Origin of the sequence: Nonomuraea turkmeniaca (genome assembly GCF_005889735.1) — a bacterium.
Taxonomy (GTDB): Bacteria; Actinomycetota; Actinomycetes; order Streptosporangiales; family Streptosporangiaceae; genus Nonomuraea; species Nonomuraea turkmeniaca.
In genome coordinates this window covers 1-3,127 of record NZ_VCKY01000458.1, presented here as the reverse complement: position 1 = coordinate 3,127, position 3,127 = coordinate 1, and the positions used below count along the sequence as shown (strand labels likewise).

The 3,127-nt window shown below is 68.3% G+C and carries 1 protein-coding gene; it reads left to right on the top strand.

The features are described from left to right. Positions 1 to 6: 6 nt before the first annotated feature. Positions 7 to 3,127, top strand: a 3,121-nt coding sequence (locus ETD86_RS53515; RefSeq protein WP_342779375.1) for a condensation domain-containing protein, incomplete at its 3' end; no start/stop codon positions are given.

The following is a 3,127-nucleotide window of genomic DNA, read 5'->3' as shown; positions in this document are numbered from 1 at the left end:
GCGCCGGTGCCATCTGTGCGGGTGGATCCGGCGGGGTTGGCGTATGTGATTTATACGTCGGGGTCGACGGGTGTGCCGAAGGGTGTGGGGGTCGGGCATGGGTCGTTGGTGAATTTGGTGTCGGTGTTCGGGCCGGAGATGGGTGCGGGGCCGGGTGTGGGGGTGTTGCAGTTCGCGTCGTTTGGTTTTGATGCGTCGGTGCTGGATGTGGCGGTGGCGTTGGCGAGTGGGGCGGCGTTGTGGATTGCGAGTGAGGGGCAGCGGGCGGAGCCGCGGCGGTTGGGTGAGTTGTCGGGGGTGTCGGCGGCGAGTGTGGTGCCGTCGTTGTTGGGGGTGGTGGAGCCGGAGGATCTGGCTGGGGTGGGGACGCTTTTGGTGGGTGCGGAGGCGATCAGTGAGTCGGCGGCGCGGGTGTGGTCGGCGGGTCGGCGGTTGGTGAACACCTATGGTCCGACCGAGGCGACGGTGATGGTGGCGGCTGCGGAGGTGGATGCGGGGCGTGTGGGTCCGGTGCCGTTCGGTCGGCCGATCGCCAATACCCGGTTGTATGTGCTGGATGAGGCGTTGGCTCCGGTTGCGGTGGGGGTCGCTGGTGAGCTGTATGTGGCCGGGGCTGGGTTGGCGCGTGGTTATGTGGGTCGTGCGGGGTTGACGGGTGAGCGGTTCGTGGCGTGTCCGTTCGGTTCGGGTGAGCGGATGTATCGGACCGGGGACCTGGCGAGGTGGACTGCTGATGGGCAGTTGGTGTTCGCGGGGCGGGCGGATGAGCAGGTGAAGATCCGGGGGTTCCGGATCGAGCCGGGCGAGGTCGAGGCGGTGCTGCACGGTCATCCGCAGGTCGCTCGGGTCGCGGTTGTCGTTCGTGAGGATGTGCCGGGGGACAAGCGGCTGGTGGCGTACGTGGTGCCGGCCGGCACTGATGCCGATGTCGCTGGTCTGCGGGACTTCGTGGCTGGCCGCCTGCCGGACTACATGGTGCCCGCCGCTGTGGTGGTGTTGCCGGAGTTGCCGCTGACGCCGAACGGGAAGCTGGACCGCAAGGCGCTGCCCGCGCCGGCCTACGCGACCGGGTCCGGTCGCGCCCCGGCCACGGTGCAGGAAGAACTCCTGTGTGCGGTCTTCGCGGATGTGCTGGGTGTGACGTCGGTGGGAGTCGACGACAGCTTCTTCGACCTGGGCGGGCATTCCCTGCTGGCGGTCCGGCTGGCGTCTCGTATCCGGGTCACCCTCGGTGTGGAGTTGCCGCTGCGGACGCTGTTCGAGGCGCCGACGGTGGCGGAGGTGGCGGCCTACCTGGCTGAGGCCGGCGGTGGCCGGGTTCGTCTGCCGCTGCGGGCGGCTGCGCGTCCGGAGCGGGTGCCGTTGTCGTTCGCCCAGCGGCGGCTGTGGTTCCTGGAGCACCTGGAGGGTCCGAGCTCCACGTACAACATGCCCGAGGTGATCCGGCTGAGCGGTGAGCTGGATGTCGCCGCGTTGAAGGCTGCCTTCCGGGATGTGATCGAACGTCACGAACCGCTGCGTACCGTCTATGAGGCCGCTGATGGCGAGCCTTACCAGCGGATTCTTCCGATGCCGGAGGTCGACTGGGATCTGGAAGTGCGTCAGGTCGAGGGCGAGGCTCTGGCCGAGGCTGTGGAGGAGGCCGGACGTTCCACGTTCGATCTGTCGGCCGAGGCGCCGATCCGGGCGTGGTTGTTCCAGACCGCGGCTGATGAGCAGGTGCTCATGGTCGTGGTGCATCACATCGCGGGTGACGGCTGGTCGATGGCGCCGCTGGGACGAGACCTGTCCAGCGCGTACGCGGCGAGGCTGAACGGTGTGGCTCCGGTGTGGGAGCCGCTGCCGGTGCAGTACGCGGACTACGCGTTGTGGCAGCGGGAGCTGCTCGGAGAGGAGTCCGACCCGGAGAGTCTGCTGTCAGCGCAGGTGGACTACTGGCGGCAGGCGCTGGCCGGGACGCCGGAAGAGCTGACGCTGCCCGCCGACCGTTCGCGCCCGGCGGTGGCGAGTCATCGCGGGCATCGGGTGCCGGTGCGGGTGCCGGCTGAGGTGCATGAGCGGTTGGTGGGGTTGGCTCGGGCGGAGGGTGTGACTCCGTTCATGGCTCTGCAGGCTGCGTTGGCGGTGTTGTTGTCGCGGTTGGGGGCTGGTGTTGACATTCCGATGGGTGCGCCGGTGGCGGGGCGTACGGATGAGGCGCTGGATGATCTGGTCGGGTTCTTCGTCAATACGTTGGTGATCCGTACGGATCTGTCGGGGGATCCGGAGTTCCGGCAGGTGCTGGCCCGGGTGCGGGAGGCGAGCCTGGGCGCGTTGGCGCATCAGGATGTGCCGTTCGAGCGGCTGGTGGAGGAGCTAGCAGTGACGCGCTCGCTCGGCCGTCACCCGCTGTTCCAGGTGATGCTCACTGTGCAGAACATCGAGCGCGCCATGCTGGAGCTCCCCGGTGTCGATGTCGGCGCCGGCTCGACAGCGATTGGTGCGCCGGTCGGGTCGGTGGCGCGTTATGACCTGCATCTGACGGTCGCAGAGACGTTCGACGACCAGGGCCGCCCGGCCGGGCTTCGTGCGTCCATGAACCTCGCCGCGGACTTGTTCGACGCCGCGACGGCCGCCAAGGTCGGCGCCTCGTTCGTCCGGGTGTTGGAGCAGGTGACGGCTGCTGCGGATGTTCGGTTGCATGCGGTGGAGGTGGTTGACGCTCATGAGCGTGAGCTGGTGGTCAGTCGGTGGAATGACACGGCGGTGGTGGTCGGTGCTGGGGTGGTGGAGTCGTTCGAGCGTCAGGTGGTCGTGACGCCGGATGCGGTTGCGGTGGTGGCTGGTGGTGTCGAGGTCTCTTATGCGGAGGTGGACGCGGCTGCCAATCGGTTGGCCGGTTATCTGCGTGGTGCTGGGGTGGGAGCGGAGTCGGTAGTCGGGTTGTGTCTGCCGTCCGGGGTGCAGATGATCACGGCGATTTTGGGTGTGTGGAAGGCGGGGGCGGCTTATCTGCCGATCGATGGGCGGTTGCCGGGTGAGCGGATCGCGTTCATGCTGGCCGACAGCCAGGCGCGGGTCGTGGTCGCGGACCGGGATGCCGGCATGGTGCCGGCTGGCGGGTCGATGGGTGTTCCGGTGGTCTGGT